The organism is Klebsiella sp. w6, from assembly GCF_033100215.1.
Taxonomy (GTDB): Bacteria; Pseudomonadota; Gammaproteobacteria; order Enterobacterales; family Enterobacteriaceae; genus Klebsiella; species Klebsiella variicola.
In genome coordinates this window covers 380,443-403,100 of the sequence record NZ_CP136907.1, presented here as the reverse complement: position 1 = coordinate 403,100, position 22,658 = coordinate 380,443, and the positions used below count along the sequence as shown (strand labels likewise).

The 22,658-nt window shown below is 58.2% G+C and carries 21 protein-coding genes; 8 read left to right on the top strand and 13 right to left on the bottom strand.

Going from position 1 to position 22,658, the window contains the following annotated elements; translation table 11 throughout:
• Positions 1–172: 172 nt before the first annotated feature.
• The 3 genes from nirB to cysG all read left to right on the top strand — a co-directional run bounded on the left by nirB (position 173) and on the right by cysG (position 4,565).
• Positions 173–2,716, top strand: coding sequence for a nitrite reductase large subunit NirB (nirB, locus tag R0140_RS01825; RefSeq protein WP_022065527.1), 2,544 nt, complete (start codon positions 173–175; stop codon positions 2,714–2,716).
• A complete protein-coding gene (gene nirD, locus R0140_RS01820) occupies positions 2,713–3,039 on the top strand; it encodes a nitrite reductase small subunit NirD (protein WP_077139456.1) in 327 nt (108 codons plus the stop codon). Before nirB ends, nirD begins: the two co-directional genes overlap by 4 nt.
• A 152-nt stretch (positions 3,040–3,191) precedes the next feature.
• Positions 3,192–4,565, top strand: a complete 1,374-nt coding sequence (cysG, locus tag R0140_RS01815; RefSeq protein WP_012967144.1) for a siroheme synthase CysG — start codon at positions 3,192–3,194, stop codon at positions 4,563–4,565.
• 74 nt (positions 4,566–4,639) lie between these two features.
• Here cysG and trpS read toward each other — a convergent pair whose 3' ends face one another.
• From trpS to R0140_RS01755, 12 genes are all read right to left on the bottom strand, one after another.
• Positions 4,640–5,644 carry a tryptophan--tRNA ligase gene (gene trpS, locus R0140_RS01810; RefSeq protein ID WP_008807022.1) on the bottom strand — a complete coding sequence of 335 codons (1,005 nt, stop codon included), beginning with the start codon at positions 5,642–5,644 and terminating at the stop codon, positions 4,640–4,642.
• Complete coding sequence (gph, locus tag R0140_RS01805) at positions 5,637–6,398, bottom strand: phosphoglycolate phosphatase (protein WP_012540418.1); 762 nt, start codon at positions 6,396–6,398, stop codon at positions 5,637–5,639. Before gph ends, trpS begins: the two co-directional genes overlap by 8 nt.
• Entirely contained in the window at positions 6,391–7,068 is a 678-nt protein-coding gene (rpe, locus tag R0140_RS01800; RefSeq protein ID WP_008807020.1) for a ribulose-phosphate 3-epimerase, read from the bottom strand. The genes gph and rpe overlap by 8 nt, the downstream gene beginning before the upstream one ends.
• A 17-nt stretch (positions 7,069–7,085) precedes the next feature.
• Positions 7,086–7,913, bottom strand: coding sequence for an adenine-specific DNA-methyltransferase (dam, locus tag R0140_RS01795; protein ID WP_008807019.1), 828 nt, complete (start codon positions 7,911–7,913; stop codon positions 7,086–7,088).
• A gap of 78 nt (positions 7,914–7,991) precedes the next feature.
• On the bottom strand, positions 7,992–9,281 hold the full coding sequence (gene damX, locus R0140_RS01790; RefSeq protein WP_012967143.1) for a cell division protein DamX: 1,290 nt from the start codon (positions 9,279–9,281) through the stop codon (positions 7,992–7,994).
• Between the two features lie 84 nt (positions 9,282–9,365).
• Positions 9,366–10,460 carry a 3-dehydroquinate synthase gene (aroB, locus tag R0140_RS01785; RefSeq protein ID WP_008807017.1) on the bottom strand — a complete coding sequence of 365 codons (1,095 nt, stop codon included), beginning with the start codon at positions 10,458–10,460 and terminating at the stop codon, positions 9,366–9,368.
• 55 nt (positions 10,461–10,515) lie between these two features.
• Positions 10,516–11,037, bottom strand: a complete 522-nt coding sequence (gene aroK, locus R0140_RS01780) for a shikimate kinase AroK (RefSeq protein ID WP_002920267.1) — start codon at positions 11,035–11,037, stop codon at positions 10,516–10,518.
• Positions 11,038–11,307: 270 nt separating this feature from the next.
• A complete protein-coding gene (hofQ, locus tag R0140_RS01775; protein WP_032691266.1) occupies positions 11,308–12,549 on the bottom strand; it encodes a DNA uptake porin HofQ in 1,242 nt (413 codons plus the stop codon).
• Positions 12,485–12,865: a HofP DNA utilization family protein gene (locus R0140_RS01770; RefSeq protein WP_049152999.1), complete on the bottom strand. Its 381-nt coding sequence runs from the start codon at positions 12,863–12,865 to the stop codon at positions 12,485–12,487. The genes hofQ and R0140_RS01770 overlap by 65 nt, the downstream gene beginning before the upstream one ends.
• On the bottom strand, positions 12,855–13,283 hold the full coding sequence (locus tag R0140_RS01765) for a HofO family protein (RefSeq protein ID WP_032740269.1): 429 nt from the start codon (positions 13,281–13,283) through the stop codon (positions 12,855–12,857). The genes R0140_RS01770 and R0140_RS01765 overlap by 11 nt, the downstream gene beginning before the upstream one ends.
• Positions 13,273–13,806, bottom strand: coding sequence for a PilN domain-containing protein (locus R0140_RS01760; RefSeq protein WP_012540413.1), 534 nt, complete (start codon positions 13,804–13,806; stop codon positions 13,273–13,275). Before R0140_RS01760 ends, R0140_RS01765 begins: the two co-directional genes overlap by 11 nt.
• Positions 13,790–14,590 (bottom strand): type IV pilus biogenesis protein PilM, encoded by an 801-nt coding sequence (locus tag R0140_RS01755; RefSeq protein WP_032740271.1) that lies wholly within the window; start codon positions 14,588–14,590, stop codon positions 13,790–13,792. The genes R0140_RS01760 and R0140_RS01755 overlap by 17 nt, the downstream gene beginning before the upstream one ends.
• Before the next feature lie 118 nt (positions 14,591–14,708).
• Between R0140_RS01755 and mrcA the strand changes: the two genes are divergently transcribed.
• Positions 14,709–17,267 (top strand): peptidoglycan glycosyltransferase/peptidoglycan DD-transpeptidase MrcA, encoded by a 2,559-nt coding sequence (gene mrcA, locus R0140_RS01750; protein WP_008807011.1) that lies wholly within the window; start codon positions 14,709–14,711, stop codon positions 17,265–17,267.
• Positions 17,268–17,320: 53 nt separating this feature from the next.
• Here mrcA and nudE read toward each other — a convergent pair whose 3' ends face one another.
• The gene (nudE, locus tag R0140_RS01745) at positions 17,321–17,881 is read right to left on the bottom strand and encodes an ADP compounds hydrolase NudE (RefSeq protein ID WP_012967138.1); all 561 of its coding nucleotides are present in this window, start codon (positions 17,879–17,881) and stop codon (positions 17,321–17,323) included.
• Positions 17,882–18,200: 319 nt separating this feature from the next.
• Here nudE and R0140_RS01740 point away from each other — a divergent pair, with 319 nt between their 5' ends.
• The 4 genes from R0140_RS01740 to hslO are packed head-to-tail and all read left to right on the top strand — an operon-like array spanning position 18,201 to position 22,375.
• A complete protein-coding gene (locus R0140_RS01740; RefSeq protein ID WP_012540410.1) occupies positions 18,201–20,330 on the top strand; it encodes an intracellular growth attenuator family protein in 2,130 nt (709 codons plus the stop codon).
• 60 nt (positions 20,331–20,390) lie between these two features.
• Positions 20,391–21,074, top strand: a complete 684-nt coding sequence (gene yrfG / locus R0140_RS01735; RefSeq protein ID WP_004181456.1) for a GMP/IMP nucleotidase — start codon at positions 20,391–20,393, stop codon at positions 21,072–21,074.
• A complete protein-coding gene (gene hslR, locus R0140_RS01730) occupies positions 21,071–21,472 on the top strand; it encodes a ribosome-associated heat shock protein Hsp15 (RefSeq protein ID WP_008807008.1) in 402 nt (133 codons plus the stop codon). The genes yrfG and hslR overlap by 4 nt, the downstream gene beginning before the upstream one ends.
• A gap of 18 nt (positions 21,473–21,490) precedes the next feature.
• Positions 21,491–22,375, top strand: coding sequence for an Hsp33 family molecular chaperone HslO (hslO, locus tag R0140_RS01725; protein WP_008807007.1), 885 nt, complete (start codon positions 21,491–21,493; stop codon positions 22,373–22,375).
• The last annotated feature ends 283 nt before the right edge of the window (positions 22,376–22,658 follow it).

Sequence of the window (22,658 nt, the reverse complement as noted above, 5' to 3'; positions counted from 1 at the left end):
TACACAAAATCAGCAAAAAGGAAAAGCCAGCGTTTTCCATAACTTAGAAAAATACAGACAAATCAATTATATACCCATTAAGTGGTAGGTGAAGTTGTCATTGATTTGCATCAATAAGCCTGATGGCTGAATCGTTAAGGTAGGCGGTAATAGAAAAGAAATCGAGGCAAAAATGAGCAAAGTCAGAATCGCTATCATCGGTAACGGCATGGTTGGCCATCGCTTTATCGAAGAGCTTCTCGATAAGGCGCCTGCCGGACAGTTCGACATTACCGTGTTCTGTGAAGAACCGCGTATCGCCTACGACCGTGTCCACCTGTCGTCTTATTTCTCCCACCATACCGCAGAAGAGCTGTCGCTGGTGCGCGAAGGTTTCTATGAGAAACACGGCGTCAAGGTGCTGGTCGGCGAACGGGCGATCACTATTAACCGCCAGGAGAAGGTGATCCACTCCAGCGCCGGGCGCACCGTGTTCTACGACAAGCTGATTATGGCGACCGGCTCATACCCCTGGATCCCGCCGATTAAAGGCGCGGAAACTCAGGATTGCTTCGTTTATCGCACCATTGAAGATCTTAACGCGATTGAATCCTGCGCCCGTCGCAGCAAACGCGGCGCGGTGGTCGGCGGCGGCCTCCTTGGCCTGGAAGCCGCAGGCGCCCTGAAAAACCTCGGCGTGGAAACCCACGTGATCGAGTTCGCGCCGATGCTGATGGCCGAGCAGCTCGACCAGATGGGCGGCGAGCAGCTGCGGCGCAAAATTGAAAGCATGGGCGTGAAAGTTCACACCAGTAAAAATACCAAAGAGATCGTCCAGCAGGGCACCGAGGCGCGTAAAACCATGCACTTCGCCGACGGTAGCGAGCTGCAGGTCGATTTCATCGTCTTCTCAACCGGGATCCGCCCGCGCGATAAGCTGGCCACCCAGTGCGGGCTGGCAGTCGCCCAGCGCGGCGGCATCATGGTCAACGATAGTTGCCAGACTTCCGACCCGGACATCTACGCCATCGGGGAATGCGCCAGCTGGAACAACCGCGTGTATGGCCTCGTCGCGCCGGGCTACAAAATGGCCCAGGTGGCCGTCGACCATCTCCTCGGCAGTGAAAACAGCTTCACCGGCGCCGACCTCAGCGCCAAGCTGAAGCTGCTGGGCGTGGATGTGGGCGGGATCGGCGATGCCCACGGCCGTACGCCGGGCGCCCGCAGCTACGTCTATCTCGACGAAAGCAAAGAAGTCTACAAACGTCTTATCGTCAGCAAAGACAACAAGACCCTGCTCGGCGCGGTACTGGTCGGCGACACCAGCGATTACGGCAACCTGCTGCAGCTGGTGCTCAACGCTATTGAGTTGCCGGAAAATCCGGATTCGCTGATCCTCCCGGCCCACGCCGGCAGCGGCAAGCCGTCGATCGGCGTCGATAAACTGCCGGACAGCGCGCAGATCTGCTCCTGCTTTGACGTCAGTAAAGGCGACCTGATCGCCGCCATCAACAAAGGCTGCCACACCGTCGCGGCGCTGAAAGCGGAAACCAAAGCCGGAACCGGCTGCGGGGGTTGTATCCCTCTGGTGACGCAGGTGCTCAATGCCGAACTGGCGAAACAGGGCATCGAGGTCAACAACAACCTGTGCGAACACTTCGCTTACTCCCGCCAGGAGCTGTTCCACCTGATCCGCGTGGAAGGCATTAAAACCTTCGACGAACTGCTGGAAAAACACGGTCAGGGTTATGGCTGCGAGATCTGTAAGCCGACCGTCGGCTCTCTGCTGGCCTCCTGCTGGAATGAGTACATCCTCAAACCGCAGCACACGCCGCTGCAGGACACCAACGACAACTTCCTTGCCAACATTCAGAAAGATGGCACCTACTCGGTGATCCCGCGCTCCGCTGGCGGCGAAATCACGCCGGAAGGGCTGGTCGCCGTGGGCCGTATCGCGCGTGAATTCAATCTGTACACCAAAATCACTGGCTCCCAGCGCATCGGCCTGTTTGGCGCGCAGAAAGACGACCTGCCGGAGATCTGGCGTCAGCTGATTGAAGCGGGCTTCGAAACCGGCCACGCCTACGCCAAAGCGCTGCGGATGGCGAAAACCTGCGTCGGTAGCACCTGGTGCCGCTACGGGGTCGGCGACAGCGTCGGCTTCGGCGTGGAACTGGAAAACCGCTACAAAGGCATCCGCACCCCGCACAAAATGAAGTTCGGCGTCTCCGGCTGCACCCGCGAATGTGCGGAGGCCCAGGGCAAAGACGTGGGGATCATCGCCACCGAGAAAGGCTGGAACCTGTACGTGTGCGGTAATGGCGGGATGAAGCCGCGCCACGCCGATCTGCTGGCCGCGGACCTTGATCGCGAGACGCTGATTAAGTATCTCGACCGCTTTATGATGTTCTACATCCGCACCGCCGATAAGCTGACCCGCACCGCGCCGTGGCTGGACAACATGGAAGGCGGCATCGACTATCTGCGCAGCGTCATCATCGATGACAAGCTGGGCCTGAACGACCATCTGGAAGAGGAGCTGGCTCGCCTGCGCGCCGCCTTCGCCTGCGAGTGGACCGAAACCGTCAACAACCCGGCGGCGCAGACCCGCTTCAAACACTTTATCAACAGCGACCAGCGCGACCCGAACGTACAGGTGGTGCCGGAACGTGACCAGCACCGCCCGGCCACGCCCTATGAGCGCATCCCGGTCACGCTGGTGGAGGAAAACGTATGAGCCAGTGGGTAAACATCTGCAAAATTGACGACATCCTGCCGGCCACCGGCGTCTGCGCGCTGCTCGGCCAGCAGCAGGTGGCGATCTTCCGTCCCTACCAGGACGACAGGGTATTCGCCATCAGCAACATTGACCCGTTCTTCAACGCCAGCGTGCTGTCTCGCGGGATTATCGCCGAACATGACGGCGCGCTATGGGTTGCCAGCCCGCTGAAAAAGCAGCGCTTCCGCCTGAGCGACGGCCTGTGCATGGAAGATGCCAGCCACTCCATCGCCCGCTTCGACGCCCGGGTGAAAGACGGCCAGGTGCAGCTTAAAGCGTAAGTCCTCTTCCTCCCCCCGGCTACGGGGGGAGACATAAGCAACACTTCTGACCGACAACGCATGAGTGCGGGATAAGTCGCATGTTTTGTATTACCTTTGCTGCTATTCTACGACCACGCATTTTCTACCCCTTATTTTCATGAGGTTATTCTGTGGATCACTTACCCATATTCTGCCAGTTGCGCCAGCGGGATTGTTTACTGGTTGGCGGCGGGGATGTCGCCGAACGCAAGGCCCGTCTGCTACTGGATGCTGGCGCAAACGTCACGGTCAATGCGCTCGACTTCACCCCGCAGTTTCAGGTGTGGGCCGATTCACAGATGCTAACCCTGGTGCAGGGGGAGTTTATCCCCTCGCTGCTGGACACCTGCTGGCTGGCCATTGCCGCTACCGATAATGAGACGGTGAACCAGCAGGTCAGCGATGCAGCCGAAGCGCGGCGTATCTTCTGTAACGTGGTGGATGCCCCGCGTCAGGCCAGCTTTATTATGCCATCCATCATCGACCGCTCGCCGCTGATGGTCGCCGTCTCTTCGGGCGGGACATCGCCGGTACTGGCGCGCCTGCTGCGCGAGAAGCTGGAGTCAGTCTTACCCCTGCATCTCGGCCAGCTGGCCCGCTATGCCGGCCATCTGCGCGCGCGCGTTAAGCAGCAGTTTGCCAGCGTGGGCGAACGCCGCCGCTTTTGGGAGAAGCTGTTTGTGAACGACCGGCTGGCGCAGTCGCTGGCCAATGACGATCGGCAGGCGGTGGCGGATACCACCGAGCAGCTGCTGACGGAGCCGTTGGAGCATCGCGGCGAGGTGGTGCTGGTTGGCGCCGGCCCCGGCGACGCCGGGCTGCTCACGCTCAAAGGCCTGCAGCAGATCCAGCAGGCCGACGTGGTGGTTTATGACCGGCTGGTTTCCGACGACATCATGAATCTGGTGCGTCGCGATGCCGACCGGGTGTTCGTCGGCAAACGTTCTGGCTACCACTGCGTCCCGCAGGAGGAGATCAACCAGATCCTGCTGCGTGAAGCGCAAAAAGGAAAACGCGTGGTCCGGCTGAAAGGCGGCGATCCCTTTATCTTTGGCCGCGGAGGGGAAGAGCTGGAAACCCTCTGTGAGGCGGGCATCCCCTTCTCCGTTGTTCCAGGCATCACCGCCGCCTCCGGCTGCTCCGCCTACTCGGGGATCCCGTTAACACACCGCGATTTCGCCCAGGGCGTCCGCCTGGTCACCGGCCATCTGAAAACCGGCGGCGAGCTGGACTGGGCAAACCTGGCAGTGGAGAAGCAAACCCTGGTGTTCTACATGGGCCTGAACCAGGCGCCGGCGATCCGCGAGAAGCTCATTGCTCACGGCATGGCGGAAGATATGCCCGCCGCCATCGTCGAGAACGGCACCGCCGTGTCGCAAAAAGTGGTCAGCGGCACCTTAGGGCAACTGGATATCCTGGCGCAGCAGATGGCTAGTCCGGCGCTGATCATCGTCGGTCGCGTGGTTGGCCTGCGGGATAAACTGAACTGGTTCTCGAACCACTAACCTTCGCCTCCCCACATGGACGACAGACATAAAAAAAGCGGGATAATATCCCGCCTTTTTAGCTGTTGCGTCGCTTACGGCCTGGCGACAAAACCAATCGCTTCGTATACCGCTTTCAGGGTCTGAGAAGCGCGCGCGCTGGCTTTCTCTGCGCCGTCTTTCATTACCTGGTTGAGAAACGCTTCGTCGTTACGGAAACGATGATAGCGCTCCTGCAGCTCAGTCAGCATACCCGACACCGCTTCAGCGACTTCACCTTTCAGGTGGCCATACATTTTGCCTTCAAAATGCTGCTCCAGCTCAGGAATGGTTTTCCCGGTGACCGCGGAGAGGATATCCAGCAGGTTGGAGACACCCGCTTTTTCTTTCAGGTCGTAGCGTACCACCGGCGGCTCGTCGGAGTCGGTCACCGCGCGTTTGATCTTCTTGACCACCGATTTCGGATCTTCCAGCAGGCCGATGACGTTGTTGCGGTTGTCGTCGGACTTGGACATCTTTCTGGTCGGCTCCAGCAGCGACATCACGCGTGCGCCGGACTTCGGAATAAACGGCTCAGGCACTTTAAAGACATCGCCATAGATGGCGTTAAAACGCTGGGCGATATCGCGGCTCAGTTCCAGGTGCTGTTTCTGATCTTCCCCTACCGGAACCTGGTTGGTCTGATACAGCAGAATGTCAGCGGCCATCAGTACCGGGTAATCAAACAGACCGGCGTTGATGTTTTCCGCGTAGCGTGCGGACTTGTCTTTAAACTGGGTCATGCGGCTCAGTTCGCCGAAATAGGTGTAGCAGTTCAGCGCCCAGCCTAACTGGGCGTGTTCCGGCACGTGCGACTGAACGAAGATGGTGCTTTTTTGCGGATCGATGCCGCAGGCCAGATACAGCGCCAGGGTATCCAGGGTCGCCTTGCGCAGCTGCTGCGGATCCTGGCGCACGGTAATGGCGTGTTGGTCCACGATGCAATAGATGCAGTGGTAATCGTCCTGCATGTTTACCCACTGACGCAGCGCACCCATGTAGTTGCCAATGGTCAGTTCACCTGAGGGCTGTGCGCCACTAAAAACGATGGGCTTAGTCATGTTTCAATTCCTGAGTTTCACTGTGCGGTAACCCGAGAGCGGGTAAGAGTTCATTAAACTGGTCGAAGAGATAGTCCGGCTCGCTCAGCGCAAGCGGTTCGCCATAGTTATAACCGTAGGTCAGGCCGACAGAGCAGCAGCCTGCCGCTTTGGCCGCCTGAATATCATTGCGCGAATCGCCGACGAACAGCAGCTCGGCAGGAGCCAGAGAGAGCTTTTCCGCCACCAGCAGCAGCGGTTCCGGATGCGGCTTTTTGTTCTGCACGTCATCGCCGCCAATCACCACGGTAAAATATTTCGCGATATCGAGCGCGTCCAGCAGCGGGGCGACAAACGGCGTCGGCTTATTGGTGACCAGCGCCAGCGGCAGGCCTTTGGCATGCAGCGCGCCGAGCGTATCGGCCACCGCCGGGAACAGGAAGCTACCCTCTTCCGCCGTTTCGGCGTAATAGCGGTCAAACAGTTTACGCAAAATGCGCAGCTGTTCGTCTTGCGGAATATCATGATCGTCGACGGAAGGCTTACCCATCGCCGCCCGTAACGTCGCACGCTCCTGACGAGCCCAGGTCAGCGCCCGCTCCATCAGGACATCGGCGCCGTTGCCGATCCAGGTGACAACGCGTTCTTCTCCCGCCACCGGCAACTCCAGGGCGTAGAGGGCGTTATCAACCGCCGAGGTTAGACCCGGCGCACTGTCCACCAGCGTGCCGTCGAGATCAAACGCGATGCCGCGGATCGCCTGTAATTTATCCATGACTCACCTTCGCTAATTCACTACGCATTTGATCAATCACTTTCTTGTAGTCCGGCTGACCGAAGATCGCCGAACCGGCAACAAACATATCCGCACCCGCCGCGGCGATTTCGCCAATATTGCTGGCTTTCACGCCGCCATCCACTTCCAGGCGAATATCGTAGCCAGAAGCATCGATGCGCTGGCGTACTTCACGCAGTTTATCCAGCGTCTGGGGAATAAAGGACTGGCCGCCAAAGCCCGGGTTAACCGACATCAGCAGGATCACGTCCAGCTTATCCATCACGTAATCGAGGTAGCTCAGGGACGTCGCCGGGTTAAACACCAGGCCCGCTTTACAGCCGTGCTCTTTAATCAGCTGCAGGCTGCGATCGACGTGTTCGGAGGCTTCAGGATGGAAGGTGATGATGCTGGCGCCGGCTTCGGCAAAATCAGGAATGATGCGGTCGACCGGCTTTACCATCAGGTGGACGTCGATTGGCGCGGTAATACCGTAATTGCGCAGCGACTTCAGCACCATCGGGCCAATCGTCAGATTCGGCACGTAGTGGTTGTCCATGACGTCGAAGTGCACGACATCCGCACCCGCCGCCAGCGCCTTCGCGGTATCCTCACCCAGACGGGCAAAATCAGCTGACAGAATCGAAGGGGCAATCAAATACTGCTTCATCCGCATCTCCTTGAAATTTATTTGGTCTTAGGCGGACGGTAGAGCGCTAACAGCTCATCCACCTTTTTACGCGTACCACCGTTGCTGCTGATGCTGCGCCGAACCTTCACAATATGTGTTTCTGCCGCGTTTTTATACCATTCCTGCGTCAACGGTGTGCGGTGGTTGGAAATCAGCACCGGGATCCGCTTTTTCATCAGCGATTCCGCCTTTTGCGCCAGCAGTACCTGTTGTTCCAGATTGAAGCTGTTGGTGTGGTAGGCGGTAAAGTTCGCCGTCGCCGTCAGCGGCGCATAGGGTGGATCGCAATATACCACCGCGCGGCTATCTGCACGTTGCATGCACTCTTCATACGATTCGCAGTAAAACTCGGCGTTTTGTGCTTTCTCGGCGAAATGATAGAGCTCTGCCTCGGGGAAATAGGGCTTTTTATAGCGGCCAAACGGCACATTAAACTCGCCGCGCAGATTGTAGCGACACAGGCCGTTGTAGCCGTGGCGATTCAGATACAGGAACAGCACCGCGCGACGCAGCGGATCCTGGCTTTGGTTGAATTCATCACGATACTGGTAGTAGCGCTCAGCGACGTTGTTTTCCGGGACAAACATCTCACGCGCAGCGGCGACGTATTCGTCGGTACGCAATTTAACGATGTTGTACAGGCCAATTAAGTCACTGTTGATATCCGCGAGGATATAACGAGAAAAGTCGGTATTGAGAAATACCGACCCGGCGCCCACAAAGGGCTCGATTAAGCACTCGCCTTCCGGCAAATGCTTTTTAATATCGTCAAGCAGGGGGTATTTCCCCCCTGCCCACTTCAGAAAAGCGCGATTCTTTTTCATGCTGCCTAACTAATTACACGTTCTCCGGCTGTGGAGAAAGCTCCGACAGCATCCTGCGCTTAAGACTACCCCACGGCATTATTTCAGGTCAGCCTGTACCTGATGCAGTGGTTTTGCCCATGGATTTTTCGCCTGCACGTCCGCCGGCAGCGAGGTGACAGCGCGTTTCGCTTCTTCTTTCGAAGCATAGATACCGCTCACCAGCACGTACCACGGTTGGCCGTTACGCGACGTTTCATAGACAACATATCTATCCAGCTTCTCTTTCTTCGCCCAGTTGTTCAGGTTGTCGTAGTTAGAGGAGCTGCTGAGCTGCAGGGTATAGTTACCCGACGGCGCAGATTTCATTGAGCTCACGTCACCTGCCGTTTTACCGCTCTTCGCGGCTGGCGCTGCCGTTGCGGCTGGCGCGGCAGTGGTGGTGGACGCTGTTGCTACCGGTTTGCTCTGCGCTGTTGCCACCGGTTTGCTTTCGGTTACGGTGGTTTTCGCCGGGGCGGTAGTCGCCGCGCTTTCAACATGCTTCGGCTGAACCGGCTTCGTTTCTACCGGCGCTTTTGCCACGGCCTGAGGCTTCGTCTGCGGCTTCGCTTCGATAACGGTGTGCTTACGCTCTGCCGGACGCGGCGTTGCAGCCGTCTGACGCTCGGTCGCCTGGCGCGGCGCCGCAGTGCTATTGGCGCCATTACGGATCGGCGCGACGGTTGCCGGTTCAGTTGGCAGCGTCGAGTTAGCCACGGCGCCGTCCAGCTGGCCCTGCTGCTGGGTCAGCGCATTGTTCAGATCGCCCTGAACTTCAATACGCTGCTGGCCCTGCGGCTCTGATACTGCCTGGCCCTGCGTCGGGTTCGCGGCAATAGGCGGAACCGTTACGTCCTGCTGTGGGGTGGTGTTGGCAGCAGCAGTCTGATCCTGACCGGCAGCAGGCGTGCTGGTGGACTGATCGTCAGACAAATTAATGCTCTTCTCGCCGGAAGCGGTCTGCTGGCTGGACGAGGATGGCGATTTCAGCGCAGAACCAATACCCACGATTAACAGCAGCAGCACCAGAATCCCCACGCCCATCATGATGTACTGACGGGAGGCAGGTTTGGCCGGCGCTTTTTTACGCTTGCGCGGACGACGCTCTACAGGCTGCTCTTCGAGCAGTTCCTCGTCTTCCGCATCCAGTTCTTCTTCGAACTCTTCCTCTTCACGCTCGCGACGGGCCTTACCGGCGCGCGTCGGACGGCCTTCATCGGCATCAAGATCGACGTCGTCAAAATTGATCTGCGGATCGGCATCACGCTCGGAAGACTGACGGGAACGACCAGCACGACGATCGTTGCGATCGGCTTTCATATCGTCTTCTGGTTTGAAATCATCCATTTAACACCCCACTAAAAGGCTTATGCTCACGATTATTGCACATCACCCGAAATGATAACGCCGCGCGAACGCGGCCAGACCTTCTTATTGTTGCGCCTGCTGAGTATCAGCAATCGCGCCAAGAACCACATCATGCGGCACTCCGCCGCGCAGCTCGCTGCTTCCTATTGCGAGCGGGAGCACCAGCCGCATGTCGCCCGCCAGTACTTTTTTATCGCGCATCATATGGGGCAAATACGCCTGCGCACTCATCTCCTGCGGGCCGCGTACCGGTAAGCCTGCACGCTTGAGCAGATCGATAATGCGCTGTGTATCCTGCGCGCGGAACTGCCCCAGCCGTTCGGACGTATGCGCCGCCATCACCATACCTGCCGCCACCGCTTCGCCGTGCAGCCAGTTACCGTAGCCCATTTCCGCCTCGATAGCATGGCCGAAGGTATGTCCAAGATTGAGTAAAGCACGTAACCCGGTTTCACGCTCGTCGGCAGCCACAACTTCCGCTTTCAGCTCACAGCAACGGCGAATACAGTACGCCATCGCTTTTTCATCCAGCGCCAGCAGCGCATCAATGTTGTTTTCCAGCCAGCTGAAGAATTCGCCGTCGAGGATCACACCGTACTTGATGACCTCAGCCAGTCCGGAAGCGAGTTCACGCGCCGGGAGGGTCTTCAGACAGTTAAGATCAACCACCACCGAAACCGGCTGCCAGAAGGCGCCAATCATATTTTTGCCGAGAGGATGGTTCACTGCGGTTTTGCCGCCGACCGACGAATCGACCTGTGACAGCAGAGTGGTAGGGACCTGGATAAAACGCACCCCGCGCTGATAGCTTGCCGCGGCGAAACCGGTTAAATCACCGATTACGCCACCGCCAAGCGCCACCAGCGTGGTGTCGCGGCCATGCGGTTTTTGCAACAGCGCGGTAAAAACAGTATCCATCACCGCCAGGCTTTTATACTGCTCGCCATCGGGCAGGATCACGCTGTCAACGTTGACCCCTGCCTGCTCCAGCACAGAGCGGACGGTATCCAGATAAAGCGGCGCCAGCGTTTCGTTGGTGACCAGCATAGCCTGGTCGCCCGACTTGAGTGGCAGGAAGGAAGCTGGATCGTTAAACAAACCAGCCGCGATGGTAATCGGGTAACTACGTTCCCCGAGGGTAACAGTAAGCCTCTCCATAACGCGACGTCCACCTCAGTGACTTTTACTCTGACGCACTTTTATTAAGCCAGAATCAATTGCTTTCCAGCATATGAATAATCTGGTTCGCGACGACTTTCGCACTCTGATCGTCTGTGCGGATAGTCACATCGGCGATCTCTTCATACAGCGGGTTACGCTCGTCAGCCAGCGCTTCCAGCACTTCACGAGGCGGCGCATCGACTTGTAGCAAAGGACGCTTTTTATCGCGCTGCGTACGGGCCAACTGCTTCTCGATTGTCGTTTCCAGGTAGACCACCACGCCGCGGGCGGAGAGACGGTTACGCGTTTCACGGGATTTTACAGAGCCGCCGCCAGTCGCCAGCACAATCCCCTGTTTTTCCGTCAACTCATTGATAATTTTTTCTTCACGGTCGCGGAAGCCTTCTTCGCCTTCAACATCGAAGACCCAGCCCACATCAGCGCCAGTGCGTTTCTCAATTTCTTGATCGGAATCGTAAAATTCCATGTTGAGCTGTTGGGCTAACTGACGCCCAATAGTGCTTTTGCCGGCACCCATAGGCCCAACCAGAAAGATATTGCGTTTCTCTGCCATTTTTTCGGTACTACTAAGACTATTCGTTAATGATAAACCCGCTTCGCAGACACCCAGCGCCGCAGGGCATGAACTGAAACCTCATATGCAATAGAGCGAGAGTCAGACTAAAAATTATCTCAATACTCCGGCTGGTTTGGCAACTGAATAAAATCGCCGGACAATAAAGGGAGGATTGATGTCGTACCCGACTCTCAAATCGGTACCCCTTGTATGCTAAATCCGTCCTCACGTCAAACACCTGAAACGTGTTTAGCATGAAAAACCTGCTTAACGTACCGCCAGAATCCGTGGCGTAATAAAGACAACCAGTTCACGGCGTTCATTATCTTTCCCGTCGCGACGAAACAGACGCCCCAGCACCGGGATATCGCCAAGCAGCGGGACGCTGTCGCGGGCGGTTTTGTTTTTCTGCGAAAAGATGCCGCCCAACGCTAACGTCTCGCCGCTGCGAACTTCCACCAGGGTTTCTATCTCCTGTTTATCGATGGCCAGCGCCTCGCCATTATCCTGCTTCAGCACCTGACCCGGCGTATTTTCGCTGATCCTCAGCTTCAGCCGCACTCTCCCCTGCTGCAGCACCGTCGGCGTCACCTCCATGCCCAGCACGGCCTCTTTAAACTCCACCGACGTGGCGCCGCTTTCACCGCTGGAAACCTGATAGGGGATCTCGCTCCCCTGCTTGATGCTGGCGGGCTGCATATGCGAGGCCAGCAAACGAGGGCTGGCGATAATATCGACCTGCTGCTTGCGCTCCAGCGCGGAAAGTTCCAGTTCGAGTAAGCGACCGTTAATCTTGCCGATGTTAAACCCCGCACGGGTGCTGGCATCGTTCACCGACATATCGCTGCTCAGGGTGGTGATTTGTCCTGATCCCGGCGAGCCTCCGGCCTCCGCCAGCCGCCACTTCACCCCCAGCTCGCGAAGGCTGGTTTCGCTCATCGACACGATATGAGCGGCCAGCTCCACCTGTCCGACGGGCAAATCCATCTCCTGCGCCCAGGCTTTCAACGCCGGCAGATGCCGGGCATCATCGCGGATCAGCAGACGGTTGGTCCGTTTGTCCGCCATCAGGTGCCCCCTGGCGCTAAGCAACTTACCGCCCGTTTTAGCCAGCTCCTCGGCATCGGCATAGTGCAGGGTCACGTTCTCGGCCTGCAGGGGCAGGTTCTGCAGGCGTTTCTCCTGTTCCGCTTCACGCTGCGCCTGATTCGCCTTTTGCCAGGCCTGGGTATGCGCGTAGATGACCGTTCCCTGCTGTTGCAAAGAGAGGCCTGCGCTATCCGCCACCGCCCGCAACGCCTGGGTCCAGGGAACCGTTTGCAGATGCAGGGAGAGCGTACCGCTAACGTCCGGCGCCACAACAAGGTTCTTGTGGTTCATTTCGGCCAGCGCTTGCAGCACATGAGCCACCGGCGCGTCATCGACCACCAGCGAAATTGTCTTTTCATTTCGGGCGGCGCCCGCCGCCAGCGGCAGCAGCAGAAGCAGCAGGCTTATCCATCGCATCATATTGTTTCCCTTCACGTTGCCAGCGCCACGCTGGCGGTTCACACCCCGCAGGTGTGGCGATCTCCAGCTCGCCGGTCGTCAGCCGGCTCACCCGCCAGCCCGTGGGCAATTGATCATCCATGCGCACCCGCCGCCATTTGCCGCTCCCGTCCTGCAGAAACCCCGTCCAGCCTGCGCCATCCCCGGCCGCGCCGCCATAGCGCCATTGTGATAGTTGCGCCGTGCGGCAGGGATCCTCTACCGGCTGAAAAGGATCGCGCTCGGCCGCCAGCAGCGACAGCGGCAGCCACAGTAAAGCCCAGCGTTTACGTCCCATCTTCCGCCTCCAGTTGCAAACGCAGGCGGAGCACCTGCGCCTCACGCTCCAGCGAGAACGATCGCGGGTTCATCCCGCAGCGCGCCAGCCAGGAAAAAAGTGCGGGCAGCGTCTGCCAGGGCAGGGTCAGCTCCATCTCGCCCCCGCTTCCCTGAGGTCGCCAGGCGATAAGCTTCACCCCGGCAAGCGGAATGGCTATCGGCGAAAACGGCTGCTTGTCGATGCGCCCTCCGGGTGTTTCACCGGCAGGCATGCGCAATGCCATCACCCGGCGCCACTGCGTTTGCAGGACGGGGTCGCGGGACACTGCCGCCAGCGGCGGCCCGGCAGCGCACCAGAGCGTAACGCCGAAGCCCAGCCCCCCCATCGCGAGCAGGGTCAGCAGCACCGCCTGGCTGCGCCGGCTGCTAATCCACATCGGCACGCTCTTCTGCAAGGGTAAAACTGAACTGCCAGCGTCCCTCGGCGTCGCGCTGCGTTCCGCCCGCTTTTGCCGGCGCGAATCCCGCCACATTGGTCAGAATGCGCTCCAGTCCGGCCAGCGCCTGAAGGTTGAGGGCCAGGCCGTTCACGGTCAGAACCGCGCCCTGGTAATCCAGCCGCGTCAGCCACGCCTGCGCGGGCAGATCTGCCGCCAGCGCCAGCAGCCTGGGTTGCCAGGCGGCGATCGCCGCTCTACGCCGTTGCTGTTGACGATGACGCTGGTGCTGCTGCCACGCCTCGCGCATTGGAAGCTCGCGCTGTTTAAGCGAGGCGAGCAACTGCGCGTCGGCCGTCGCGTGGAGTGTCGCCAGGGCGAGATGCTGCAGACGGACCGTGCGACATACCTGCAGGATCATCAATCCCAGCAGCATAATGCCGGTAGCAATCAGCAGGATGAAGCGCAGGCGCTGGCGCCGCCGCAGGTCGCGCCAGGGGAGAAGATTAACGGCATGCGTCATGGTGTTCACTCCCCAGCGCCAGCCCAAGGGCGATAGCGTAGCGATCGCCATCGACCGGCAGAGGAGGCTGCCGGCGGTGAATGACCTGCCAGACATCTAAGTTGCTGGCCTCGTCGCCAGCGTCAGCGCACAGACGCAAAGGAACCTGAAGCTGCTCCGCCAGCTGGCTTAACGACTTCACCTCATCGCAGGTGACACAACCCCAGGCCTCCTGCGTCGCCCATAGCCAGTGATTTTCATCCCGCCACGCGAGGCCCTGCGACTGCGGGTTCAGCAAGGGGACAAACGCGCCGAGCGCGCTGGCATCCGGCACGATGGCCGCTACCCGCAGTCGTAGCCGTCCTGCCAGCGCCCGCAGGACATTGATGTCCAGCCGCTGCGCCGCCGTGACCTGCCAACCGTCATCCCGCGAGGTGGGAGCATAATCAATGCTTAAGGAGGCGGCGGGCATCGCCAGTTGCCGGGTCATCGCGCTGGCTATCCACGTCGCCTGTTCACGATCCCGCAGGGCGAACTGGGGATAAGGCAGGCGCTTTTGCAGCGTGCGAACGGCGGGGAAAGCGATACTGACCTGATGCTGCACCGGTAGCTCCCGCCGCCAGGCGCTAAGCTGTGCGCCAAGGGCGCTGACGTCCACCACCATCCCCTGCCGTACCAGGCCTGGCGGCAGCGGAATACGCCACCAGCGGCGCAGCGCCCAGTGTGAGCGTTCATGCAATAGCGCGACAATGGCGATGCTATCCTGCTGGATATGCATCCCGATCCGCCAGTTTCTGAAAGCCATGCTTACGATCTCCTTATCCGGCAAAACTGTCCGGCTATATCAATGCACCTGGCTTGCCTTTATACTACCGCGCGTTTGTTTATAAACTGCCCAAATAAAACTAAATGGGAAAACACCGGTGAAGTTCGTAAAGTATCTATTGATCCTTGCAGTCTGTTGCGTACTGCTGGGAGCAGGCTCGATTTTTGGCCTCTACAAATACATAGAGCCGCAACTCCCCGACGTCGCAACCCTGAAGGATGTGCGTTTGCAGATCCCGATGCAGGTCTATAGCGCCGACGGTGAGCTTATTGCGCAATATGGCGAAAAACGCCGTATCCCTGTGACGCTGCAGCAAATTCCCCCCGAGCTGGTGAAAGCGTTTATCGCCACTGAAGACAGCCGTTTCTATGAGCACCACGGCGTCGATCCGGTGGGTATTTTCCGCGCCGCCAGCGTGGCGATGTTTTCAGGCCACGCCTCCCAGGGCGCCAGCACCATCACCCAGCAGTTAGCACGTAACTTCTTCCTCAGCCCCGAGAAGACGTTGATGCGTAAGATTAAAGAGGCCTTTCTGGCTATCCGCATCGAGCAGTTGCTGAACAAAGATGAAATCCTTGAGCTGTATCTGAACAAGATCTACCTCGGCTACCGCGCCTATGGCGTCGGCGCCGCGGCGCAGGTCTATTTTGGCAAACCTATCGACCAGTTGACCCTGAGTGAGATGGCGGTGATTGCCGGTCTGCCGAAAGCGCCTTCTACCTTTAACCCGCTCTATTCCATGGATCGCGCGACCGCCCGTCGCAACGTGGTGCTGTCGCGTATGTTGAGCGAGGGGTACATAACCCAGGCGCAATATGATGAGGCGCGCAGCGAAGCGATCGACGCCAGCTATCACGCGCCGAAAATCGCTTTCTCCGCCCCTTACCTGAGCGAAATGGTGCGCCAGGAGATGGTGAATCGCTACGGCGAGCAGGCCTATGAAGATGGCTACCGGGTTTACACCACCATTACTCGCAAGAATCAGCAGGCAGCCCAGCAGGCGGTACGCAATAACGTGCTGGATTACGATATGCGTCACGGCTACCGCGGCCCGGCCAGCGTACTGTGGAAAGTCGGTGAAACGCCGTGGGAGACGAAGAAAATCATCGACTCGCTGAAGCGTCAGTCTGGCTACGGCCCGCTTTTCCCGGCGGTGGTCACTTCCGCGAATGCCCAGGAGGCCGTCGCGCTGTTGGCTAACGGCGACTCCGTTTCTCTGACGATGGACGGCGTGCGCTGGGCCCGGCGCTTTATCTCGGATACGCAGCAGGGGGCGACCCCGCGTAAAGTCAACGACGTCCTGCAGGCCGGGCAGCAGATCTGGGTTCGTAAAGTGGCTGACGGCTGGTGGCTGTCGCAGGTCCCGGACGTCAACTCAGCGCTGGTCTCCATTAACCCGCAGAACGGCGCGATTATTGCTCTCGTCGGCGGGTTTGACTTTAACCAGAGCAAGTTCAACCGCGCCACTCAGGCGCTGCGTCAGGTCGGCTCCAACATTAAGCCGTTCCTCTATACCGCCGCGATGGATAAAGGCTTAACGCTGGCCAGTATGCTCAACGATGTGCCGATCTCGCGCTGGGACGCAGGCGCAGGATCCGACTGGCGGCCGAAGAACTCGCCGCCGCAGTATGCCGGTCCGATTCGTTTACGCCAGGGGCTTGGACAGTCGAAAAACGTGGTGATGGTGCGCGCTATGCGCGCCATGGGCGTTGACTATGCCGCCGAGTATCTGCAGCGCTTTGGCTTCCCGGCGCAAAACATTGTCCACACAGAATCGCTGGCCCTGGGCTCCGCCTCCTTTACGCCCCTGCAGGTTGCCCGCGGATATTCGGTGATGGCCAACGGCGGCTTCCTGGTCAACCCGTTCTTTATCAGTAAGATTGAGAATGATCAGGGCGGCGTTCTCTTCGAAGAACGTCCGAAAATCGCCTGCCCGCAGTGTGATTTACCGGTCATTTACGGTGATACGCCAAAATCCAACGTGCTGGAAAATAAAGATGTGGAAGATGTCGCCACCTCGACGGAACCGCAGAACGGCAACGTGCCGCCACAGCCGCAGCTGGAGCAGGCCAACCAGTCGCTGGTTGCACAGAGCGGCGCCCAGGAATACGCGCCGCATGTGATTAACACGCCGCTGTCGTTCCTGATAAAAAGCGCACTGAACAGCAACATCTTTGGCGAACCGGGCTGGATGGGAACCGGCTGGCGTGCCGGACGCGATCTGCAGCGGCATGACATCGGCGGGAAAACCGGGACCACCAACAGCTCGAAGGATGCCTGGTTCTCAGGCTACGGCCCAGGTGTAGTGACTTCGGTATGGATCGGCTTTGACGATCATCGTCGCGATCTTGGCCGCACCACCGCCTCCGGGGCGATTAAAGATCAGATCTCCGGTTATGAGGGGGGTGCTAAAAGTGCCCAGCCGGCCTGGGACAGCTTTATGAAGAGCGTGCTGGAGGGGGTGCCGGAAGAGCCGTTAACCCCGCCGCCGGGGATCGTCACGGTGAATATCGACCGCAGCACTGGTCAGTTGGCTAACGGGGGCAACAGCCGCGCGGAATACTTCATTGAAGGAACCCAGCCCACGCAGCAGGCGGTCCATGAGGTGGGCACCACCCTGACTGACGGCGGTGGTGAAACCCACGAACTGTTCTGACAAAAAAAGCGCCTGCGGGCGCTTTTTTATTGCTGCTAACGGCGCGCTTTCTCTCAGAGTCGGCCCTGAGCCAGCAGCCACTCGCGCACCAAAAACAGCGCGCTGACGTTACGGGCTTCGTTAAAATCTTCTTCATCCAGCAGCGACATCAGCTGCGCCAGCGGCCAGCGCACCTGCGGCAGCGGCTCAGGTTCATCGCCCGGCAGTGACTCAGGATAGAGGTCTTCCGCCACCAGGATATTCATTTTGCTGGAGAAGTAAGAGGGGGCCATACTGAGCTTCTTCAGAAACGTCAGCTTATTGGCGCCAAAGCCAACCTCTTCTTTCAGCTCGCGATTCGCTGCTTCATCCACGGTTTCACCCGGGTCAATCAGCCCTTTGGAGAAACCCAGCTCGTAGGATTCCGTGCCGACGGCATACTCGCGAATCAAAATAATGTGATCATCAACAATCGGCACAATCATCACCGCTTCACGGGTGGATGGCCGCATACGTTCATAAACGCGACGCACACCGTTGCTGAATTCCAGATCGACGCTTTCGACATTAAAGAGGCGCGAACGGGCGACAGTTTCAACATTGAGAATGGTGGGTTTTTGTAATGATTTGCTCATTGTCATCGGTCTATGCTGTGATTAAGCAGTCATTGTGCGATACGCAACACGCTTTCGGCAATCCAAATCGCTACTTATTTACAGAGTTGTAACCTTTTACCGGCAAAGGGGAAAGTAATAAAGATAAAAAAGTCAATAGCTTGAATTCTGTTTGAGAATTTACCGATTTCTGCGCATTAACGTTTTTGGTAAGCTTATACGTTGCTGCATGACATATTCACTACCCTGTAACCAGGTGCGCCACTAACACTGCAGCTTGACGTTAGTCTTCACGTTCACCGACGATATCGTAAGAAAAAATAACTATGATGGGATGGGCATGGGCACCTTTCTGATTTTCCTTACAGCTCTGCTAATCTGCGTATTGCTCATCGGATGGTGGTACCGCGCTCACGCCAGACGCCGACGCCTTCCTCTACTGCACGCCTTTAGCGACGCCACTACGCGGCCGCTTCCTGCCGATGAGCGTCAGGCTATCGAAAAGTATCTTGCGGAGCTCAGTCGCACCCTGCAGGTCCCGGCGTCCGGCGCAACGACCGCACCCGTCGCTTTGGCGCTGAATGAACAGAGTGATACGGTCTACGCGGTGACGCGAGCCATCACTCGCTACGGGATCACTACCGACGCGCCGAATAAATGGCGCTACTTTCTCGATTCGGTGGAAGTCCATCTGCCGCCGTTCTGGGAACAGCATATCAACGACGAAAACAGCGTTGAGCTGATCCCCACCGACAGCCTGCCGCTGGTTATCACCCTTAACGGACATAGCCTGAGCGACTATCGTCAGGAGGCGCAAAGCTACGCCCTGGAACGCGCATCGGCCACCCAGGCCTCCATTCGCGGCGAAGAGAGCGAACAGGTAGAGCTACGGCAGATCCGTCGGGAAAGTCGGGAAGAACACGCCCTCAACCGGCCGGATGGGCTGCGCGAAGCGATCCTGATCGTCGCCTCCTTTCTGTTCTTTTATTTCAGCCTGATTGGGCCAGCCGTTTTTACCCCCTGGCTGGTGGCCGCGGGGGTACTGCTTCTCGCCGCTGGCGTGGGGGGGATCTATGCCCCGCCGCGCCGCGCCGCGTTGCGCGAAATTCACTGCCTGCGGGGCGTTCCCAAACGCTGGGGTCTGTTTGGCGAAAACGATCAGGAACATATCAATAACATTTCGCTGGGTATTATCGATCTCATCTATCCGCGCCACTGGCAGCCATGGATCGCCCAGGACCTGGGACAGCAGACCGATATTGATATCTATCTCAACCGTCACGTGGCCCGCCAGGGACGCTACCTGTCGCTCCATGATGAAGTGAAAAACTTCCCGCTACAGTACTGGCTGCGCAGCGCGATTATCGCCGCCGGCGCGCTGGTAGTGGTGATCATGCTGTGGGTCAGCGTACCGCTAAATATGCCGTTTAAGTTCACCCTGTCGTGGTTGAAGGGCGCCCAGACGATTGAAGCGACAACCGTCGACCAGCTGGCAAAAGCCCATGTGCGCATTGGCGATACGCTGCGCCTGACAGGCACCGGGATGTGTAATATCCGTACGCCGGGTAGCTGGTCGGCCAAAGAGGATTCGCCGTTCCTGCCTTTCGATTGTTCACAGATTGTATGGAACGACGCCCCTCCTCTGCCGCTGCCGGAGTCTGATATTGTCAGCAAAGCGACCGCCCTGATGCAGTCCGTCCAGCGCCAGCTGCACCCGGAAACCGACGATGACTCCCGCGTCAGCCCGGCGCTGCGCTCCGCGATTCAGAAATCAGGCATGGTGCTGCTGGATGATTTCGGCGATATCGTCCTGAAAACCAACGATCTCTGCTCGGCAAAGGATGACTGCCTGCGCCTGAAAAACGCGCTGGTCAATCTCGGGAATACCCGTAACTGGGAGGCGCTGACCAAGCGCGCCACCGCCGGAAAACTGGACGGCGTGAACGTGCTGCTGCGCCCGGTCAGCGCGGAGTCGCTGGAGAATCTGGTGACCACTTCCACCGCCCCCTTTGTAATGCGTGAAACTTCGCGAGCCGCGCAGGCGCTAAACAGCCCGGCGCCCGGCGGTTTCTTGATCGCCAGCGATGAAGGCAGCGTGCTGGTCAATCAGCCGTGGCCGGCGGTGAGCCTGTATGATTATCCGGCACATGAGCAGTGGAGCGAGCTGCGGCGACTGGCCGGTATGCTCATGCATACCCCTTTCCACGCCGAAGGGATCGTCACCAATCTGTTTACCGACGCCAACGGCACCCAGCATATCAATCTGCACCGCATCCCCGACCGCAGCGGACTGTGGCGCTATCTGGGCATTACGCTGCTGCTGTTGTCGATGCTGGGATGCATGGCTTACCACGGCATACAGGCGCTGCGTCGTTATCAACGCCATCGCCAGCGTATGGAAGAGATTCAGAAATATTACGAAAGCTGCCTGAACCCGGTACTGCTCCCCGCGTCTGACCCGCAAGATTAATTTTCCCGGCGACAGGGTATGATACCCTGTCGCCCATTTTCTGCTCGCTGGAGAGTCATCATGCATTTTGATATCGCCTGGCAGGAGGTTGATACCGTTCTGCTGGATATGGACGGCACGCTCCTGGACCTCGCTTTTGACAACTATTTCTGGCAAACGCTGGTGCCTGAAACCTGGGGAGCCGCCCGCGGCCTCAATCTGCAGGAGGCGAAAGACGCCATGCGCCAGGAGTATCACGCCGTGCAGCATACGCTAAACTGGTACTGTCTGGATTACTGGAGCGAGCGCCTGGGTTTGGATATTTGTGCGATGACCAGCGAACAGGGTCCGCGCGCCACGCTGCGCGAGGATACGGTGCCGTTCCTTGATGCGCTCAAGGCCTGCGGTAAGCGACGCATTCTGTTGACCAATGCCCATCCCCACAATCTGGCGGTGAAGCTCAAACACACCGGCCTGGATGCGCACCTTGATTTATTACTTTCCACCCACACATTTGGTTATCCGAAAGAGGATCAGCGCCTGTGGCGCGCCGTGGCGGAGGAGACTGGCCTTGAGGCCCATAAAACGCTGTTTGTCGACGACAGCGAGGCGATTCTGGATGCCGCGAGGGAATTTGGCATTCGTTACTGCCTGGGCATTACCAATCCCGACTCCGGGCTGGCGGAAAAGCAGTATCTGCGCCACCCAGGATTGAATGATTACCGGCGACTGATCCCTTCGCTTACCCCGAAGGAGAGGCGATGAAAGAGAAGCCCAGCGAAACCGTCAGACTGGACAAATGGCTTTGGGCCGCCCGCTTTTACAAGACCCGCGCGCTGGCGCGGGAGATGATTGAAGGCGGCAAGGTGCATTACAACGGACAACGCAGCAAACCCGGGAAAATTGTCGAGCTGGACGCCATGCTGACGCTGCGCCAGGGCAATGACGAGCGTACGGTACGGATTGTCGGTATTACCGAACAGCGCCGCCCGGCAAGTGAAGCCGTCGCCCTGTATGAAGAGACGGCGGAAAGTATCGAGAAGCGTGAAAAAGTGGCCCTGGCGCGCAAAATGAACGCCCTGACCATGCCGCACCCTGACAGACGTCCGGACAAGAAAGAGCGCCGCGACCTGATGAGATTTAAACACGGCGAGAGTGAGTAACTCGCGCCAGAAAGAGAGATGATTATGACTCAACACGATCAATTACATCGTTATCTGTTTGAAAACTATGCCGTACGCGGCGAGCTGGTGACGGTGTCGGAAACCCTGGAACAGATTCTGGCCAATCACACCTATCCACAGCCGGTGAAAACGGTGCTGGCGGAGCTGCTGGTCGCCACCAGCCTGCTGACCGCGACGCTGAAGTTTGCTGGTGATATTACCGTTCAGCTGCAGGGCGATGGCCCTTTACAGCTGGCGGTGATCAACGGCAATAACCAGCAGCAGTTGCGTGGCGTCGCGCGCGTGCAGGGCGATATTGCGGACGATGCGGATCTGAAAACGATGGTCGGCAACGGCTATCTGGTCATTACCATCTCCCCGAAAGAGGGTGAACGTTATCAGGGTGTGGTCGGTCTGGAAGGCGATACGCTGGCCGCCTGCCTGGAAGATTACTTCCAGCGTTCAGAGCAGCTGCCGACGCGCCTCATCATTCGCACCGGGGAACATGAAGGTCAGCCGATGGCCGGTGGGATGCTGCTGCAGGTGATGCCGGCGCAGGATACCCAGACGACCGACTTCGAGCACCTGGCGACGCTCACCGAGACCATCAAGGCGGAAGAGCTGTTCACCCTGCCGGCGAACGATGTGCTGTGGCGCCTGTACCATGAGGAAGAGGTCACGGTCTACGAGCCGCAGAGCGTCGAGTTCAAATGTACGTGTTCTCGTGAACGCTGCGCTGGCGCGCTGAAGACCCTGCCGGATGAAGAGATAGATAGCATCCTCGCCGATGAAGGCGAGATTGATATGCACTGCGACTACTGCGGTAACCACTATATCTTCAATGCCATGGATATTGCCGAGATCCGTAATAACGCCTCTCCGGCCGACCCACAGGTCCATTAATCCCCGCGTCTTCCACAGGTACAGGGTGGCGATGTTGTTCGTCGCCTTGTGCCTGACTTTTATTTATTCACGAGTTGAATCGATTTTCCCTGAAAGAGTTACGTAATTTTATTCCAGGAAAGCGATTACATTCACAATTCAGTAGTTTTTTTAATTACTTTTTAACCATTAATAAACATCTACCCCCAACATCCGCCCATTTCCTGAGATAATCCACTTCACTTCGTGACAGGAGTCACCGTTTTTTTCATCATTCTGAGGAATGTCGAGATACGTAAATCTA

Excerpts from the sequence above, each read along its gene's own strand:
- aroB (WP_008807017.1), bottom strand. The coding sequence starts at position 10,460 with ATGGAGAGGCTTACTGTTACCCTCGGGGAACGTAGTTACCCGATTACC.
- R0140_RS01740 (WP_012540410.1), top strand. The coding sequence starts at position 18,201 with ATGGGCACCTTTCTGATTTTCCTTACAGCTCTGCTAATCTGCGTATTG.
- trpS (WP_008807022.1), bottom strand. The coding sequence starts at position 5,644 with ATGACTAAGCCCATCGTTTTTAGTGGCGCACAGCCCTCAGGTGAACTG.
- rpe (WP_008807020.1), bottom strand. The coding sequence starts at position 7,068 with ATGAAGCAGTATTTGATTGCCCCTTCGATTCTGTCAGCTGATTTTGCC.
- R0140_RS01765 (WP_032740269.1), bottom strand. The coding sequence starts at position 13,283 with ATGTGGATTAGCAGCCGGCGCAGCCAGGCGGTGCTGCTGACCCTGCTC.
- nirB (WP_022065527.1), top strand. The coding sequence starts at position 173 with ATGAGCAAAGTCAGAATCGCTATCATCGGTAACGGCATGGTTGGCCAT.
- hslO (WP_008807007.1), top strand. The coding sequence starts at position 21,491 with ATGATTATGACTCAACACGATCAATTACATCGTTATCTGTTTGAAAAC.
- hslR (WP_008807008.1), top strand. The coding sequence starts at position 21,071 with ATGAAAGAGAAGCCCAGCGAAACCGTCAGACTGGACAAATGGCTTTGG.
- gph (WP_012540418.1), bottom strand. The coding sequence starts at position 6,398 with ATGGATAAATTACAGGCGATCCGCGGCATCGCGTTTGATCTCGACGGC.
- dam (WP_008807019.1), bottom strand. The coding sequence starts at position 7,913 with ATGAAAAAGAATCGCGCTTTTCTGAAGTGGGCAGGGGGGAAATACCCC.
- R0140_RS01760 (WP_012540413.1), bottom strand. The coding sequence starts at position 13,806 with ATGACGCATGCCGTTAATCTTCTCCCCTGGCGCGACCTGCGGCGGCGC.
- R0140_RS01770 (WP_049152999.1), bottom strand. The coding sequence starts at position 12,865 with ATGGGACGTAAACGCTGGGCTTTACTGTGGCTGCCGCTGTCGCTGCTG.
- aroK (WP_002920267.1), bottom strand. The coding sequence starts at position 11,037 with ATGGCAGAGAAACGCAATATCTTTCTGGTTGGGCCTATGGGTGCCGGC.
- hofQ (WP_032691266.1), bottom strand. The coding sequence starts at position 12,549 with ATGATGCGATGGATAAGCCTGCTGCTTCTGCTGCTGCCGCTGGCGGCG.
- damX (WP_012967143.1), bottom strand. The coding sequence starts at position 9,281 with ATGGATGATTTCAAACCAGAAGACGATATGAAAGCCGATCGCAACGAT.
- R0140_RS01755 (WP_032740271.1), bottom strand. The coding sequence starts at position 14,590 with ATGGCTTTCAGAAACTGGCGGATCGGGATGCATATCCAGCAGGATAGC.
- yrfG (WP_004181456.1), top strand. The coding sequence starts at position 20,391 with ATGCATTTTGATATCGCCTGGCAGGAGGTTGATACCGTTCTGCTGGAT.
- nirD (WP_077139456.1), top strand. The coding sequence starts at position 2,713 with ATGAGCCAGTGGGTAAACATCTGCAAAATTGACGACATCCTGCCGGCC.
- nudE (WP_012967138.1), bottom strand. The coding sequence starts at position 17,881 with ATGAGCAAATCATTACAAAAACCCACCATTCTCAATGTTGAAACTGTC.